The organism is Sphingopyxis bauzanensis (genome assembly GCF_002205675.1).
Taxonomy (GTDB): domain Bacteria; phylum Pseudomonadota; class Alphaproteobacteria; order Sphingomonadales; family Sphingomonadaceae; genus Sphingopyxis; species Sphingopyxis bauzanensis.
This window is the reverse complement of record NZ_NISK01000001.1, coordinates 547062-561110: the sequence shown is the minus strand read 5'-3', so window position 1 is coordinate 561110 and position 14049 is coordinate 547062. Positions and strand designations below refer to the sequence as shown.

Annotated in this window: 21 protein-coding genes; 20 read left to right on the top strand and 1 reads right to left on the bottom strand. The window is 62.1% G+C overall.

Features of this window, described 5'->3' with window-relative positions:
- Window positions 1-3 precede the first annotated feature (3 nt).
- Complete coding sequence (locus CDQ92_RS02775; protein WP_088439849.1) at window positions 4-1305, top strand: metal-dependent hydrolase family protein; 1302 nt, start codon at window positions 4-6, stop codon at window positions 1303-1305.
- A gap of 112 nt (window positions 1306-1417) precedes the next feature.
- Here CDQ92_RS02775 and CDQ92_RS02770 read toward each other — a convergent pair whose 3' ends face one another.
- Window positions 1418-1921 carry a DNA-deoxyinosine glycosylase gene (locus tag CDQ92_RS02770; RefSeq protein ID WP_088439848.1) on the bottom strand — a complete coding sequence of 168 codons (504 nt, stop codon included), beginning with the start codon at window positions 1919-1921 and terminating at the stop codon, window positions 1418-1420.
- A gap of 305 nt (window positions 1922-2226) precedes the next feature.
- Here CDQ92_RS02770 and rpsL point away from each other — a divergent pair, with 305 nt between their 5' ends.
- The 19 genes from rpsL (at window position 2227) to rpsN (ending at window position 14038) form a co-directional block, all read left to right on the top strand.
- On the top strand, window positions 2227-2598 hold the full coding sequence (rpsL, locus tag CDQ92_RS02765) for a 30S ribosomal protein S12 (RefSeq protein WP_037515637.1): 372 nt from the start codon (window positions 2227-2229) through the stop codon (window positions 2596-2598).
- A 71-nt stretch (window positions 2599-2669) separates the two neighbouring features.
- On the top strand, window positions 2670-3140 hold the full coding sequence (gene rpsG, locus CDQ92_RS02760; protein WP_088439847.1) for a 30S ribosomal protein S7: 471 nt from the start codon (window positions 2670-2672) through the stop codon (window positions 3138-3140).
- A gap of 122 nt (window positions 3141-3262) precedes the next feature.
- Entirely contained in the window at window positions 3263-5356 is a 2094-nt protein-coding gene (gene fusA, locus CDQ92_RS02755) for an elongation factor G (protein ID WP_088439846.1), read from the top strand.
- Window positions 5357-5517: 161 nt separating this feature from the next.
- On the top strand, window positions 5518-6708 hold the full coding sequence (gene tuf / locus CDQ92_RS02750) for an elongation factor Tu (protein WP_088439845.1): 1191 nt from the start codon (window positions 5518-5520) through the stop codon (window positions 6706-6708).
- A gap of 148 nt (window positions 6709-6856) precedes the next feature.
- Entirely contained in the window at window positions 6857-7168 is a 312-nt protein-coding gene (rpsJ, locus tag CDQ92_RS02745; RefSeq protein ID WP_011543089.1) for a 30S ribosomal protein S10, read from the top strand.
- Window positions 7169-7467: 299 nt separating this feature from the next.
- Complete coding sequence (rplC, locus tag CDQ92_RS02740; protein ID WP_088440537.1) at window positions 7468-8244, top strand: 50S ribosomal protein L3; 777 nt, start codon at window positions 7468-7470, stop codon at window positions 8242-8244.
- 2 nt (window positions 8245-8246) lie between these two features.
- Window positions 8247-8873: a 50S ribosomal protein L4 gene (gene rplD / locus CDQ92_RS02735; RefSeq protein WP_088439844.1), complete on the top strand. Its 627-nt coding sequence runs from the start codon at window positions 8247-8249 to the stop codon at window positions 8871-8873.
- Window positions 8866-9174, top strand: coding sequence for a 50S ribosomal protein L23 (locus tag CDQ92_RS02730; protein ID WP_088439842.1), 309 nt, complete (start codon window positions 8866-8868; stop codon window positions 9172-9174). Before rplD ends, CDQ92_RS02730 begins: the two co-directional genes overlap by 8 nt.
- 21 nt (window positions 9175-9195) lie before the next feature.
- The gene (gene rplB / locus CDQ92_RS02725; protein WP_088439840.1) at window positions 9196-10047 is read left to right on the top strand and encodes a 50S ribosomal protein L2; all 852 of its coding nucleotides are present in this window, start codon (window positions 9196-9198) and stop codon (window positions 10045-10047) included.
- Between the two features lie 3 nt (window positions 10048-10050).
- Window positions 10051-10326: a 30S ribosomal protein S19 gene (gene rpsS / locus CDQ92_RS02720; RefSeq protein ID WP_039578279.1), complete on the top strand. Its 276-nt coding sequence runs from the start codon at window positions 10051-10053 to the stop codon at window positions 10324-10326.
- A complete protein-coding gene (rplV, locus tag CDQ92_RS02715; protein ID WP_088439838.1) occupies window positions 10326-10706 on the top strand; it encodes a 50S ribosomal protein L22 in 381 nt (126 codons plus the stop codon). The genes rpsS and rplV overlap by 1 nt, the downstream gene beginning before the upstream one ends.
- Window position 10707: 1 nt before the next feature.
- Window positions 10708-11415 (top strand): 30S ribosomal protein S3, encoded by a 708-nt coding sequence (gene rpsC / locus CDQ92_RS02710; protein WP_088439836.1) that lies wholly within the window; start codon window positions 10708-10710, stop codon window positions 11413-11415.
- 11 nt (window positions 11416-11426) lie between these two features.
- The gene (rplP, locus tag CDQ92_RS02705; protein ID WP_088439834.1) at window positions 11427-11858 is read left to right on the top strand and encodes a 50S ribosomal protein L16; all 432 of its coding nucleotides are present in this window, start codon (window positions 11427-11429) and stop codon (window positions 11856-11858) included.
- Between the two features lie 5 nt (window positions 11859-11863).
- Entirely contained in the window at window positions 11864-12067 is a 204-nt protein-coding gene (gene rpmC / locus CDQ92_RS02700) for a 50S ribosomal protein L29 (protein WP_088439832.1), read from the top strand.
- Window positions 12068-12078: 11 nt separating this feature from the next.
- Entirely contained in the window at window positions 12079-12360 is a 282-nt protein-coding gene (gene rpsQ / locus CDQ92_RS02695) for a 30S ribosomal protein S17 (protein WP_088439830.1), read from the top strand.
- 59 nt (window positions 12361-12419) lie between these two features.
- Entirely contained in the window at window positions 12420-12788 is a 369-nt protein-coding gene (gene rplN / locus CDQ92_RS02690) for a 50S ribosomal protein L14 (RefSeq protein ID WP_088439828.1), read from the top strand.
- 2 nt (window positions 12789-12790) lie between these two features.
- Entirely contained in the window at window positions 12791-13111 is a 321-nt protein-coding gene (gene rplX / locus CDQ92_RS02685) for a 50S ribosomal protein L24 (protein ID WP_088439827.1), read from the top strand.
- On the top strand, window positions 13104-13682 hold the full coding sequence (gene rplE, locus CDQ92_RS02680) for a 50S ribosomal protein L5 (protein WP_088439826.1): 579 nt from the start codon (window positions 13104-13106) through the stop codon (window positions 13680-13682). Before rplX ends, rplE begins: the two co-directional genes overlap by 8 nt.
- Window positions 13683-13732: 50 nt before the next feature.
- Window positions 13733-14038 carry a 30S ribosomal protein S14 gene (gene rpsN / locus CDQ92_RS02675; RefSeq protein ID WP_088439825.1) on the top strand — a complete coding sequence of 102 codons (306 nt, stop codon included), beginning with the start codon at window positions 13733-13735 and terminating at the stop codon, window positions 14036-14038.
- Window positions 14039-14049 lie beyond the last annotated feature (11 nt).

Below are 14049 nucleotides of genomic sequence, written 5' to 3'. Positions count from 1 at the left end.
AACATGAAACCGATCCATTGTCTTTCGCTCGCGCTTGTTGGCGCCGCGCTGGCTACGCCGCTCGCCGCGCAGGCGCCCGCGCGCACCGTTATTCACGCCGGGCAATTGCTCGCCGAGCCGGGCAGGCCGGTGCGGGGCGCGTCGACGATCATCGTCGAGAACGGTCGGATCATCGCGGTCGCCGACGGCTATCAACCCGCCGAACCCGGCGCGACCCTGATCGACCTCAAGGACAAATATGTCCTCCCCGGCCTGATCGACAGCCACGTCCACCTGACCAGCGACGCGGGCGGGATCGCGGGTCAGCTGGAGGATATCACGCTCAGCCCCGCGGCGCAGGCGTTCAATGCCGAGGTCAACGGCATGAAGACGCTGCGTGCCGGCTTTACCACGGTGCGCAACCTCGGTGATGGCGACGGCGCGACGCTGGCGCTGCGCGATGCGATTGCGGCGGGCAAGGTGCAGGGGCCGCGCATCGTCGATGCGGGGGCCAGCATTTCGGGCAGCGCGGGGCATATGGACGGCTCGCTTGGCTATCGCGACGAGCTTCGCCCCTTCTTTGCGGGCGCGGGCAACACCTGCAATGGCGCCGACGATTGCCGCCGCGCGGTGCGACTTCAGGTTGGCCGCGGCGCCGACGTGATCAAATTCGCCTCGACCGGCGGGGTCAACAGCCGCATCGGCGCCGGACTGGGCAAGCAAATGTTTGACGACGAGGCGCAGGCGATCGTCGAAACTGCGCGCCTGTTCGGCAAGAAGGTCGCGGTCCACGCGCATGGCGCCGACGGCATCCGCCTCGCGATCGATGCCGGGGCCGATTCGATCGAACATGGCACGATCCTCGACGAAGCGACGATCGCGGCGTGGGCAAAATCGAAAACCTATTATGTCCCGACCTTGTCGACAGTGAACGGCTATAAGGAACGCATTGCGGCCAATGCTGCCGCCTATGAGCCCGACGTGCTGGCCAAGATTCAGTGGCGCATCTCGATCACCGGCAAGAGCCTTGAACAGCTCGTCCCGCGCGGCGTGAGAATCGCCTTCGGGACCGATGCCGGGGTATCGAAACACGGCCGCAACGGCGACGAGTTCGAGCTGATGGTCCAACACGGCATGACCCCGGTCGCGGCGCTGAAAGCGGCGACGGTAAACGCCGCCGACCTGCTCGGCCTCTCGAACGACATCGGCAGCATTGCCGTGGGCAAGAGTGCCGATATCATAGCGGTGGCCAGCGATCCGATCGCCGATGTGCGGGTTCTGAAGCAAGTCGATTTCGTGATGGCGCGGGGGCGGGTGGTCGACTGATCGTTCTTAATCCTCCTCGTCGCGTAGCGGTGGAGGGGCCGCGACGGTAGCGCCAAGCCCCTCCGCCAGCGTTTCGCGCTGCCACCACCCCACGGCTTCGCCGCAGGGAGGATTAATCGTCGATCAGCGCCTCAGCCAATTGCTGCCATTGTTCCTGCTTCGCCGAAAAGCGGATGGTGTTCGCCGCACTGCTCGATGGTAAGTCAACAAACGTGATGCCGAGCGGCGGGGACATTTGACGGCGACCGATGGCTGCTGCCGTGCCACCGTTGAACGCAATCATTCGCAGTTCGGGCAAGTCCGTAACCAGCGGGGCGAGATCGTGCGCTTCAACCTCCCGTATCTCACTATCGCTGCTCGACCGCCGCTCGGCGGTGCGGATGACGTCCCACAGGCCGATCTTCGCAACGCGCAGCCGGAGCAGGCGCTCGTCATAATCCAGATCAGCGAGCGGTTCGTCGATCACCGCGCCGATCAGGCGCCAGAACTGGTTTGTCGGATGGGCATAATATTGGTGTTCGGCGAGCGACCGCGCGCCGGGTAGGCTGCCGAGGATCAGCAGCCGGGTGTCGGGGCCGATTTGGGGCGCAAAGCTGGCGTGACGAACTGCGGGCATCGGCCACCGATAGCCCGGCGGCGGCAGCGCAACAATCTTGCTCGCCCCTTGACCGTCGGGGGAATCGCGGCTAGGGGCCGCGTCGATCGAAAGCGGCGCTTAACCGCCTTTTTCGGTTACAACAGCGCTGAACATTGCTGGCGCGGATGAAGCCTTCGGAAGATCGATATGATCAGCCGGGGTCTTTTGCTGTTACAAGGTTGCCCGTTTTTCGCAGATTTCTGCGCGTTTCGGACCGATGCTTCATCCACCGCGGTACAGTAACCGTTCGCTTTGATGGGCGGACATTTAAAGGTGAAGCATTCATGCCCACGATCAACCAGCTGGTCCGCAAGGGCCGGACTCCCCAAAAGGTGAAGTCCAAGGTCCCGGCGATGGACGCAAACCCGCAAAAGCGCGGCGTTTGCACCCGAGTCTATACGACCACCCCGAAAAAGCCGAACTCGGCGCTCCGTAAGGTTGCGAAGGTCCGCCTGACCAACCAGCGCGAAGTCATCACCTATATCCCCGGCGAAGGCCATAACCTCCAGGAACACAGCGTTGTGCTGATCCGCGGCGGTCGTGTCCGCGATCTTCCCGGTGTGCGTTACCACGTCCTGCGCGGCGTGCTCGATACGCAGGGCGTGAAGGACCGCAAGCAGAGCCGTTCGAAGTACGGCGCGAAGCGTCCGAAGTAAGGACCGCTTTTTCGGCTATTTGATCATCCCAGAGCGCTTCGCGCCGGGATGCTGTTGTAAAGGAATAACCTATGGCTCGTCGTCGTCGTCCTGAACGCCGCGAAATCCTGCCCGATCCCCGTTTCGGTGATACGGTGCTGTCGAAATTCATGAACAGCGTCATGCTGGACGGGAAAAAGTCGGTCGCCGAAAACATCGTTTACGGTGCACTCGAATCGGTTGAAGCCCGTGCCAAGAAGGAACCGATCGGCGTGTTCCACGAAGCGCTGGCGAACATCCGCCCGAACATCGAAGTCCGCAGCCGCCGCGTCGGCGGTGCGACCTATCAGGTTCCGGTCGAAGTCCGTCCCGACCGCGCGCAGGCGCTGGCGATCCGCTGGCTGATCACTGCGGCGCGCAACCGTAGCGAAACGACGATGGCTGCGCGCCTGTCGGGTGAACTGCTCGACGCGTCGAACAACCGCGGCAACGCGGTGAAGAAGCGCGAAGACACCCACCGTATGGCCGAAGCGAACCGCGCCTTCTCGCACTACCGCTGGTAACAGCGGGGCAGGTTAGACTCCGCTGGTAATTGCCGGGACGCTCCGGCGTCTCGCAATCGCAACAATTCTTCCTATATCGGGGGCGGCTCGCAAGACCGTCCCCCACATCCAAGGAAAAGACCATGGCACGCAGCCATCCGCTCGAAAATTATCGCAACTTTGGGATCATGGCGCACATCGACGCCGGCAAGACCACAACGACCGAGCGTATCCTTTACTACACCGGCAAGTCCTACAAGATCGGCGAAGTCCATGACGGCGCCGCGACGATGGACTGGATGGAGCAGGAACAGGAACGCGGCATCACGATCACGTCTGCGGCCACCACCTGCCTGTGGAAGGCCGAAGAAGGCCAGGGCCCCGAGCATCGCCTGAACATCATCGACACTCCCGGCCACGTCGACTTCACGATCGAAGTCGAGCGTTCGCTGCGCGTGCTCGACGGCGCGATCACCGCGTTTGACGGAGTTGCCGGCGTTGAGCCACAGTCGGAAACCGTGTGGCGCCAGGCCGACAAGTATAAAGTGCCGCGGATGTGCTTCGTCAACAAGCTCGACCGCACGGGCGCCGATTTCTATTATTGCGTCCAGACGATCATTGATCGCCTTGGTGCGACCCCGGCCGTCCTTTATCTGCCGATCGGCGCCGAAGGCGACTTCAAGGGTCTCGTTGACCTTGTCAACGAACGCGCGATCATCTGGAAGGACGAAAGCCTCGGCGCCGAATTCTTCTATGAGGAAATCCCCGCCGACCTCGTCGACAAGGCGGCTGAGTATCGCGAAAAGCTCGTCGAACTCGCCGTGGAACAGGACGACGACGCGATGGAAGCCTATCTTGAAGGCACCGTTCCCGACGTCGCCACGCTCAAGAAGCTGATCCGCAAGGGGACGCTGGCGCAGGCGTTCGTTCCGGTCCTCTGCGGCTCGGCGTTCAAAAATAAGGGCGTGCAGACGCTGCTCGACGCCGTTGTCGATTATCTGCCGTCGCCGCTCGACATTCCCGACGTGCAGGGTCTCAAGCTCGACGGCGAAACCCCCGATTCGCGTCCGCCGGCCGACGATGCGCCGCTGTCGCTGCTCGCCTTCAAGATCATGAACGACCCGTTCGTCGGTTCGCTCACCTTCGCGCGCATCTATTCGGGTACCCTGAACAAGGGCACGTACCTGAACTCGGTGAAGGACAAGAAGGAAAAGGTTGGCCGCATGCTGCTGATGCATGCGAACAGCCGCGAAGACATCGAAGAAGCCTTTGCGGGCGACATCGTGGCGCTCGCAGGCCTCAAGGAAACCACCACCGGGGACACGCTCTGCGCCACCAGCGCGCCGATCATCCTCGAGCGGATGGAATTCCCCGAGCCGGTCATCGAGCTGTCGGTGGAACCGAAGACCAAGGCCGACCAAGAACGTATGGGCATCGCGCTCAACCGTCTGGCTGCCGAGGATCCCTCGTTCCGCGTGTCGACCGACCATGAATCGGGCCAGACGATCATCAAGGGCATGGGCGAGCTTCACCTCGACATCCTCGTCGATCGCATGAAGCGCGAGTTCAAGGTTGAAGCCAACGTCGGCGCGCCGCAGGTGGCATACCGCGAATCGCTCGCGAAGGCCGTGGACGTCGACTATACCCACAAGAAGCAGTCGGGTGGCTCGGGCCAGTTCGGCCGCGTCAAGGTGACGGTTGCTCCCGGCGAACGCGGCGCGGGCATCACCTTCATCGACGAGATCAAGGGCGGCAACATTCCGCGCGAATACATCCCGTCGGTTGAAAAGGGCATGCGCGAGTCGGCCGAAAACGGTCACATGATCGGCTTCCCGATCATCGACTTCGAAATCAAGCTAACCGACGGCGCCTATCACGACGTCGACTCTTCGGCGCTGGCGTTCGAAATCGCGGGCCGTGCGGCGATGCGCGAAGTGGCGGCAAAGGCCGGCATCAAGCTGCTCGAGCCGGTGATGAAGGTCGAGGTTGTTACCCCTGAGGAATTCATGGGCGACGTGATCGGCGATCTTAACAGCCGTCGCGGCCAGATTCAGGGCACCGACAGCCGGGGCATCGCCCAGGTCGTCGAAGCGATCGTGCCGCTGGCAAACATGTTCGGCTATGTGAATCAGCTGCGCAGTTTCAGCCAGGGTCGCGCTAGCTACTCGATGCAATTCTCGCATTATGAAGAAGTGCCGACGAACGTCGCCGAAGAGGTGAAAGCCAAAATGGCGTAAGCTTTTTGTGGGGTGAACGGCTTTCGGGCCGCTTTCACCCCGCGGGGCTTGCCCTCTTCTGCAAAGCCGACTAATGGCGGCGCCTGTTTCAACAGGCGGTTCCGCCGAACGAACAATTTCTGAGCATTTAGACACGCCAGACGAAGGACAAGGGTAAGATCATGGCCAAGGCAAAATTTGAGCGGAACAAGCCGCACTGCAACATCGGCACCATCGGTCACGTTGACCATGGCAAGACCTCGCTGACCGCAGCGATCACCAAGGTGCTCGCCGAAACGTCGGGCGGCGTCGCCGTCGACTTCGCGAACATCGACAAGGCGCCCGAAGAACGCGAGCGCGGCATCACCATCTCGACCGCACACGTCGAATATGAAACCGGCGCCCGCCACTATGCGCACGTCGATTGCCCGGGCCACGCCGACTATGTGAAGAACATGATCACCGGTGCTGCCCAGATGGACGGCGCGATCCTGGTGGTGTCGGCTGCTGACGGCCCGATGCCGCAGACCAAGGAGCACATCCTGCTCGCCAAGCAGGTCGGCGTGCCGACCATGGTCGTTTTCCTGAACAAGGTCGACCAGCTGGACGATCCCGAGCTGCTCGAACTCGTAGAGCTCGAAATCCGCGAAGAACTGTCGAAGCGCGACTTCGACGGCGACAACATCCCCATCATCCCGGGTTCGGCGCTTGCCGCTCTCGAAGGCCGCGACGACGCCATCGGCAAGGACGCAATCCTGAAGCTGATGGAAGCCGTCGACGCGTGGATCCCGCAGCCGGAACGTCCGCTCGACAAGCCCTTCCTGATGCCGATCGAAGACGTGTTCTCGATCTCGGGTCGCGGTACCGTCGTCACCGGCCGTATCGAAACCGGCATCGTCAAGGTGGGTGAAGAAGTCGAAATCGTCGGCATCAAGGACACCAAGAAGACTGTCGTGACCGGCGTCGAAATGTTCCGCAAGCTGCTCGATCAGGGCCAGGCTGGCGATAACGTCGGTGCGCTTATCCGCGGCGTCGGCCGTGAAGAAGTCGAGCGTGGCCAGGTTCTTTGCAAGCCCGGCACGATCAAGCCGCATACCGAGTTCACCTCGGAAGTCTATGTGCTGTCCAAGGACGAAGGCGGCCGTCACACGCCGTTCTTTGCCAACTATCGTCCGCAGTTCTACTTCCGCACCACCGACGTCACCGGCGAGGTCATCCTCCCCGAGGGCACCGAGATGGTGATGCCGGGCGACAACGTCCAGCTGGCGGTTAAGCTGATTGCGCCGATCGCCATGGACCCGGGTCTGCGCTTTGCAATCCGCGAAGGCGGTCGCACCGTCGGCGCAGGGGTTGTGGCGACGATCACAAAGTAATATAGGGCCGCGAGCCGCCTGATTCGGAAGCGATTCGGGCGGCTCGTAGCTTAAAGATTTTTGATGGCCGAGCCGGCTTCCACTAGGGGGCCGGAACAGGCCATTTCGGCTCTTTCGCATCGTCAGACGGGATTCGACTGGAATAGTCATGGAAACGCAGAATATTCGCATTCGCCTCAAGGCCTTTGATCACCGCGTGCTCGATCAGGCTACCACCGACATTGCCGATACGGCACGTCGCACCGGAGCGCTTATTCGCGGCCCGATCCCGCTGCCGACGCGCATTGAAAAATTCACCGTGAACCGCGGCCCGCACATCGACAAAAAGTCGCGCGAGCAGTTCGAGGTGCGTACCCACAAGCGGCTGCTCGACATCGTTCAGCCTACCCCGCAGACGGTCGATGCGCTGATGAAGCTCGACCTGGCCGCGGGCGTAAATGTTGAGATCAAGTTGGCCTAAGCCAACGCAGCCCCGGATCTGATCCGGGGTCTCTATCGGCAGTCCCTTCGGTGACTGCATTGTCCGGAGTGCTCCGGACCGACGATAGGGTGGATACCGCCGGTCGCTTGCTTTGGAAGGCATATCGACCGGGCTGCGTCCCCCGTCTCGCCGCTTCTCCTCTGGGAAGGCGGCACCTCAGCCCGGACGGGGCGACCATCGAAATTCTGGGCTGGGAGGGTTTCCACCGGGGTTCGCCCCGACGGAGGCCCACACGCCGTGCGGAATGGTCCGCCCGGCCTCTGTTGAGGAGTATGATCATGCGGACTGGCGTGATCGCGAAGAAAATGGGGATGACCCGCCTGTTTCAGGACGACGGCCGCCACGTGCCCGTCACCGTCCTGAGCCTCGAAGGCTGTCAGGTTATCTCTGTGCGCGAACAAGAACGCGACGGCTATGTCGCCGTCCAACTCGGTGCCGGATCGGCCAAGGCGAAGAACGTCGCCAAGCCGCAGCGCGGCGCTTTCGGCAAGGCCGAAGTCGAGCCCAAGGCAAAGGTCGTCGAATTCCGCGTCGCTGACGACGCGACGCTCGATGTCGGTGCCGAACTGTCGGCCGACCATTTCGTCGCCGGCCAGATCGTAGATATCCAGGGCGTGACCCAGGGTAAGGGCTTTGCCGGTGCGATGAAGCGCTGGGGTTTCGGCGGTATGCGTGCGACCCACGGCGTTTCGATCAGCCACCGTGCGCATGGTTCGACCGGTAACCGCCAGGATCCGGGCCGCGTCTTCAAGAACAAGAAGATGGCCGGCCACATGGGCGCGCGCAATCGCACCCAGCAGAATCTCGAAATCGTCCGCACCGACGTCGAGCGCGGCCTTCTCTTCGTCAAGGGCTCGGTCCCTGGCTCGAAGGGTGGCTGGCTGATGGTTCGCGACGCCGTCAAGCTGCCGCGTCATCCCGAAGCTCCCTATCCGGCGGGCATCAAGAGCGCTGCGAACGCCAATCACGAAGCCCCGGCTGATGCGCCTGTGGAAACCCCGGTTGAAGACACCGTGGTCGACACTGCCACCACCGACGGCGCACAGGAGTCCTGATCATGAAGGTCAAGGTTCACACCATTGACGGCAAGGCCGGCGCAGACATCGATCTCAATGACGATGTGTTCGGCGTCGACCCGCGGGCCGACATCCTTCACCGCGTTGTCAGCTGGCAGCTCGAAAAGCGCCGCGGTCCGGCTCGCGCCGCCCGCGAACGCAGCGATGTGTCGCGCACCGGCAAGAAGTTCGGCAACCAGAAGGGCGGCGGTACCGCTCGTCACGGCGACCGCGCAGCTCCGATCTTCATCGGCGGCGGCAAGGCGCACGGTCCTCGCGCGCGCACCTTCGGCCACTCGCTGAACAAGAAGATCCGCACCCTCGGCTTGAAAATGGCGCTGAGCGACAAGGCGAAGGGCGGCAAGATCCTCGTTCTCGACACGCTCGAGCTCAAGGATGCCAAGACCAAGGCGCTCGCCGGCCAGCTCGGCAAGCTCGAACTCGGCAATCGCGCACTGTTCATCGATGGCGATGCGGTTCACGAAAGCTTCGCCATGGCGTCGGCCAACCTGATCGGCATCAACTCGATGCCGGCGATGGGCGCCAACGTCTATGACATCTTGCGCGCCGATACGCTGGTCCTGACCCGCGCCGGCCTCGAAAAGCTGGAGGCACGCTTCAATGGCTAAGGCAAAAACGGTCGACGCTCGTCATTATGACGTGATCCTGGCTCCAGTGATCACCGAAAAATCGACGATGCTCAGCGAATTTAACGCGGTGGTGTTCAAGGTCGCAGGCGATGCGACCAAGCCCGCCATCAAGGCCGCCGTCGAGGCGCTGTTCGATGTCAAGGTGATCGGCGTGAACACGCTCATCACCAAGGGCAAGACCAAGCGCTGGAAGGGCAAGCCCTACACCCGCAGCGACGTGAAGAAGGCGATCGTTCGCCTGGCCGAAGGCCAGTCGATCGACGTCACCACCGGCGTCTGATTGTAGGAAGAGGCAAAGAAAATGGCACTTAAATCCTATAATCCGACCAGCCCCGCGCAGCGCGGCCTGATCCTCGTCGACAAATCGACGCTGTGGAAGGGCAAGCCTGTCAAGGCGCTGACCGAAGGCAAGAACAAGACCGGTGGCCGCAACAACAAGGGTCATGTCACCTCGCGCGGCATCGCCGGCGGCCACAAGCAGCGTTATCGCATCGTCGATTTCAAGCGCCGCCTGTGGGACGTCGAGGGTACGGTTGAGCGTCTGGAATATGACCCCAACCGCACCGCGTTCATCGCCCTCGTCAACTATGGCAAGGACGATGCCGGCAAGGACCGCGTCGCTTACATCCTGGCGCCGCAGCGCCTGGCAGTCGGCGACAAGGTGATCGCAGGCAAAAAGACCGACGTGAAGCCGGGCAATGCGATGGAACTGTCGCAGATGCCGGTTGGCACGATCGTCCACAACATCGAAATGAAGCCGGGCAAGGGCGGCCAGATCGCCCGTTCGGCTGGCACCTATGCGCAGGTCGTTGGTCGTGACCGCGGTCTTGTCATCGTGCGTCTCGGTTCGGGCGAACAGCGGTACATTCGCGGCGATTGCATGGGTACGGTGGGCGCGGTGTCGAACCCCGACAACCAGAACACCAACCTCGGCAAAGCCGGTCGCAGCCGCTGGCTCGGCAAGCGCCCGCTGACCCGCGGTGTTGCGAAGAACCCGGTCGATCACCCGCATGGCGGCGGCGAAGGCCGTACCTCGGGCGGCCGTCATCCGGTTACCCCGTGGGGCAAGCCGACCAAGGGTGCGCGCACGCGCCACAACAAATCGACCGACAAGATGATCATCCGGTCGCGTCACGCGAAAAAGAAGAGGTAAGCCATGGCTCGCTCGGTCTGGAAGGGTCCTTTCGTGGACCTCCATCTGCTCAAGAAAGCCGAAACGGCCCAGGAAGGCAGCAGCAATGCGCCTATCAAAACCTGGTCGCGCCGGTCCACCATCCTGCCGCAGTTCGTGGGGCTGACCTTCAACGTCTATAACGGCCGCAAGTTCGTGCCGGTATCGGTCAACGAAGACATGGTCGGCATGAAGCTGGGTGAATTTGCGCCGACGCGCTTCTTCCCCGGTCACGCTGCCGACAAGAAGGGCAAACGCTAATGGGCAAGGAAAAGTCCCCCCGCCGCGTTGCGGATAATGAGGCTCTCTCGGTCGGCACGCAGATTCGCGGTTCGGCGCAGAAGCTGAACCTCGTCGCCGCGCTGATCCGCGGCCGCAAGGTCGAAGACGCGATGAACATCCTCACCTTCTCGAAGAAGGCGATGGCTGTCGACGTGCGCAAGGTTCTCGCCAGCGCCGTTGCCAACGCGGAAAACAACCACAACCTCGACGTTGATGCGCTGGTTATCCAGGAAGCAAGCGTCGGCAAGTCGATCTCGATGAAGCGCTGGCACGCACGCGGCCGCGGCAAGTCGACCCGGATCGTCAAGCCGTTCAGCCGCATCCGCATCGTAGTGCGCGAACAGGAAGAAGAGGCGTAATATGGGCCAGAAGAGCAATCCGATCGGCCTGCGCCTGCAGGTCAACCGCACCTGGGACAGCCGCTGGTTCGCCGAAGGTCAGGATTACGGCCGCATGCTGGTCGAGGATCTGAAGATCCGCCAGTTTGTGTTCAAGACCCTGCCGCAGGCAGCGATCTCGAAGGTCGTGATCGAACGCCCGGCCAAGCTGTGCCGCGTGTCGATCTATGCCGCCCGTCCGGGCGTCATCATCGGCAAGAAGGGCGCAGACATCGAAAAGCTTCGCAAGAAGCTGGGCGAGCTGACGGGCAGCGACGTGTCGCTGAATATCGTCGAAATCCGCAAGCCCGAAGTTGACGCCAAGCTCGTCGGCCAGGGTATTGCTGACCAGCTCGAACGCCGCGTTGCGTTCCGCCGCGCCATGAAGCGCGCGGTCCAGTCGGCGATGCGTCTGGGCGCCGAAGGCATCCGCATCAACTGCGCCGGCCGTCTCGGCGGCGCGGAAATCGCACGTACCGAATGGTACCGCGAGGGCCGGGTGCCGCTGCACACGCTGCGTGCCAATGTCGACTATGCCGAATCGACCGCTCACACCGCCTATGGCGTGTGCGGGATCAAGGTGTGGATCTTCAAGGGCGAGATTCTCGGCCACGACCCGATGGCGACCGACCGTCTGATGCTCGATGCACAGACGACCGGCGTCCGTCCGGCTCGTGAAGATCGCCGCTAAGGACAACTGACATGTTGCAACCGAAGAAAACCAAGTTTCGCAAGGCCTTCAAGGGCCGCATCCATGGTAATGCCAAGGGTGGGACCAGCCTGAACTTCGGCTCCTACGGGCTGAAGGCACTGGAACCCGAGCGGATCACCGCGCGCCAGATCGAAGCGGCGCGTCGTGCGATCAGCCGCGCGATCAAGCGTCAGGGCCGTTTGTGGATCCGCATCTTCCCCGACGTCCCCGTGTCGTCGAAGCCGGCCGAAGTCCGCATGGGTAAGGGCAAGGGTTCGCCGGAGTTCTGGGCCGCACGCGTCAAGCCGGGTCGCATCCTGTTCGAACTCGACGGCGTTCCCGGCCCCGTGGCCGCGCTGGCATTCGAACGTGCGGCGATGAAGCTGCCGATCAAGACCAAGGTGATTGCCCGTCTCGGCGACACCTCGCACCTGGAGGGTTAAGGGCCATGTCCAAGACCGAAGATTTCAAGGCCAAGACCGACGATCAGCTGTCGGAACAGCTTGGCGAACTGAAGCGCGAGGCGTTCAACCTCCGCTTCCAGGCGGCCACCGGCCAGCTTGAAAAAGCATCGCGCGTCAAGGAAGTCCGGCGTTCGATCGCCCGCATCAAGACGCAGCAGACCGAGCGCACGCGCTCGGCCGCGAAGTAAGGAGACTATCGATGCCGAAGCGCATTCTGACCGGTACGGTGGTGTCCGACAAGGGCGACAAGACCGTTGTGGTGAAGGTCGAACGGAAGGTGAAGCACCCTCTGTACGGCAAGATCATCCGCCGTTCGAAAAAATACCACGCCCATGATGAGGACAACGCCATCAAGGCCGGCGAAACCGTCCGCATCGAGGAAACGAAGCCGATTTCGAAGCTCAAGACGTGGAAGGTGCTCGACAAGGTCGACACCCACAGCAAGCCGGCAACGGCTGCTCCCGCCGCGGCCGAAGGCTGACACCAGTTCACGGAACCGCCGGGGTTTCCCGGTAGGCCAAAATAGAAGGAAATGCATCGATGATTCAGATGCAGTCACAATTGGAAGTCGCTGACAACAGCGGTGCCAAGCGCGTCCAGTGCATCAAGGTGCTGGGCGGGTCGAAGCGCCGCGTTGCCGGCGTCGGCGACGTCATCGTCGTGTCGATCAAGGAAGCTCAGCCGCGCGGCAAGGTGAAGAAGGGTGACGTGCATCGCGCCGTCATCGTCCGCACCCGCAAGGACGTGCGCCGCGCCGATGGCTCGGTGATCCGTTTCGACACCAACGCTGCGGTGCTCGTCAACAAGAACGAGGAGCCGATCGGCACCCGTATCTTTGGCCCCGTCGTCCGCGAGCTGCGCGGCCGTGGTTATATGAAGATCATCAGCCTGGCACCGGAGGTTCTCTGACCATGGGTATGGCCAAGATCAAGAAGGGCGACACGGTTGTCATCCTGTCCGGCAAGGACAAGGGCAAGACCGGCGAAGTGACGCAGAGCCTGCCAAAAGACGGCAAGGTTGTGGTCGCGGGCGTCAATGTCATCACGCGGCACCGCAAGCCGAGCCAGACCAACCCGCAGGGCGGTCTGGAACGCAAGGAAGCGCCGCTGCACGCGAGCAAGGTCGCGATTGCCGATCCCAAGAGCGGCAAGCCGACGCGCGTGCGTTTCGAAACCAAGGACGGCAAAAAGGTGCGTGTCGCCGTGAAGTCCGGGGAGACCATCAGTGGCTGATAATTACACCCCCCGCATGTGGAAGCGCTACGACGATGTGATCGTCAAGGCGATGACCGAGAAGTTCGGGTACAAGAACGCAATGGAAGTGCCGAAGATCGAAAAGATCGTGCTCAATATGGGCGTCGGTGAAGCCACGCAGGACAAGAAGAAGGTCGAAGCGGCAGCTGCTGAAATGGAGCTGATCGCGGGCCAGAAGCCTGTCGTGACCAAGGCCAAGAAGTCGATCGCTCAGTTCAAGCTGCGCGAAGGCATGCCGATCGGTTGCAAGGTCACCTTGCGCCGCGAACGCATGTACGAATTCCTCGACCGCCTGATCACCATCGCCATGCCGCGCATTCGCGATTTTCGCGGCGTGTCGGCGACGAGCTTCGACGGTCGTGGCAATTATGCCATGGGCCTGAAAGAGCAGATCATCTTCCCCGAAATCAACTATGACCGCATCGACCAGGTGCGCGGCATGGATGTGATCGTGACCACCACGGCGCGCACGGATGACGAAGCCCGCGAACTGCTCAAGCTGTTCGGCTTCCCGTTCCCGATCGCAGCCGAAGAAAAGGCAGCCGCTTGATCCTTAAGGATCAGGCTGGCTCTCTCTCAAAAGGAAAGAGAACTTAAGTCATGGCGAAACTGAGTTCGACGAACAAAAATGAGCGTCGCAAGCAGCTGGTGAAGAAATATGCCGGTCGTTACGCGAAGCTGAAGGCGATTGCAGCGGATACCTCGCTCGACGAAGGCGAGCGTCTGATTGCGCGCCTCAAGATGGCGGAAATCCCGCGCAATGGTAACCCGACCCGCATCCGTAACCGGTGCGAGCTGACGGGGCGCCCGCGCGCTTATTATCGCAAATTCCGGCTGTGCCGTATTCAGCTCCGCGATCTGGCCAACAAGGGCCTGATCCCCGGTGTTGTTAAGTCGAGCTGGTAAGGGACAGACAA